The organism is Glaciimonas sp. GG7 (genome assembly GCF_052976905.1).
In genome coordinates, this window is sequence record NZ_JBRIIQ010000201.1 from 1 (window position 1) to 1,809 (window position 1,809).

General features: G+C 37.0%; 2 protein-coding genes. Both read right to left on the bottom strand.

Going from position 1 to position 1,809, the window contains the following annotated elements:
* Positions 1-1,182: 1,182 nt before the first annotated feature.
* Positions 1,183-1,422: a hypothetical protein gene (locus ACVBEF_RS21080; RefSeq protein ID WP_447125853.1), complete on the bottom strand. Its 240-nt coding sequence runs from the start codon at positions 1,420-1,422 to the stop codon at positions 1,183-1,185.
* Positions 1,423-1,431: 9 nt separating this feature from the next.
* Positions 1,432-1,809, bottom strand: a 378-nt coding sequence (locus ACVBEF_RS21085) for a hypothetical protein (protein WP_447125854.1), incomplete at its 5' end; no start/stop codon positions are given.

Sequence of the window (1,809 nt, forward strand, 5' to 3'; positions counted from 1 at the left end):
TGATGTGGGCCGGAATCACTTGATTGGTGTTGGGATCGATACTGTCGGGCACGCTCTTGCCCAGGCTGAGGCTGAGGCTGATGCTGGTGTTGTGAATCCCCTGTCTAGTTAGTTAAGCATGCTGCACTAACTCTAAATCCTCTTTCTTCACTTTCAGCACATCAAAAAACACACCTGAATGATCGACAAATTCGATTTCATACTGCGGTGGGATTTATATAAATATGATCAATTCCGCCCCATTTTATCCACTCGGAACATATACAAGAGAGCAGATAACTCTCACCACATCATATTCAAAGAATTTTGTGTTCATTTTTTTGTAAGAATACCTGTAACTCACTGAAGACTAATCAGACATTTTTCCAGATAAATCTATGATAATTTTTTCTTTAAAGAATTTTATAAGTTCCATTTCGTCCTTATCAAGTAAGCCTATGTAGTGATTTACCTAAGAGATTAATTCTGAATAACCAATCATTGCTATTGCTCCAAAATCATGATGGAGCCACTCAAATTTAGGGGTCGAAGCAGGAAGTCATATTTTCAAAATTATTTGGTAAATTTTTTTCAATAACGAGGAATAGAGAATCAGGAACCCAAATAGGGTTCTTCCAGCCTAGCAAACAAGAAATTCCACACGATAAAAAAATGATTGAATTCCATAAACACAATACAGAGCTCCGATCTCTAAAAGCGAGTAATTGGTTTCATCAGATTCACCTCCTCTTCTAGCTAATATAGAAATATCTGTTCCACTTGTAGATATGCATCTAATTAACATTCCGGATTCCTTGACTCACGCTTGTATCTTTCCTTGAAAAAAATTGTCAATGCTTCGGGTTCTCTTTCGATTAGCACATCGTAATGCCCTAGGTCATAAACAATATTGCTGTAATCTATAATTATTTGCACATGACTATTGATATCGGAGTCTCTAAAAAATGCCTAGCCTTCTGAAAGACTAGCATCCGATATCGAAAACAATTCGATCAGATGCCAATTTAGTAAGTTAGTATCATCCGACAACAAAACAGAAACTACTGATTTTCGAAGGGAAATTGCAAATACCGGATACTCCTTTTCAATTGAGACATGAAAAAACGAATTTTTTGTATTCTCTAGTGCAAGACACGCTTCGCTCAATTTTTCACCAGTATTTTGTACACAGGTGACTGTCATTTATTTACAATCACGCAACTCATCTCTAGCTCCTTTTATTACGGCTTCAAATTCGGATAAAGGAAATTTCATATTTATTTTTCCCGACAGAAGATATAAATCAGTCAAAAATTCAATTTCCATTGAATCATTTCCTTGTTCTTTGTTTATTAAACAAAGTCGCTGCTTTCGATAAGAAATTTCAGCCATCAAATACTCATGATCGCAATCGCTTACGAAATCAATTTCAAAATTATTCATTAATATTTCCTATTTTTTGGGATCTACGAATCCAGACAAAGAACCATCAACATTAAATCTAACCCCTTGACCATTTGGAAGTCGATACTCAACTCCCCCGCGAGAAAGTTCAGTTTTAACTGTATGGGGATTAGTCAATACACCTTGGACAAATTGGTTTGCAGCTTCATTTTTTTGATCAACTTTACCATTCAAAATCTTAAATGTCCCTCCCGGTCGACCAGCATGTTTCTCCCAGGCACGAGCAGCAACTGACAGTCCCGAGTCATTAAACGGTTTATTCGCTGAGGCCAACAAATCACTAATATTGCCTATACCATTTGTTGCTCCTAAATATCGATTCGTGCTTGTCCGTGGTACTCGGCATAGAACTACTGAGTCGGAGAC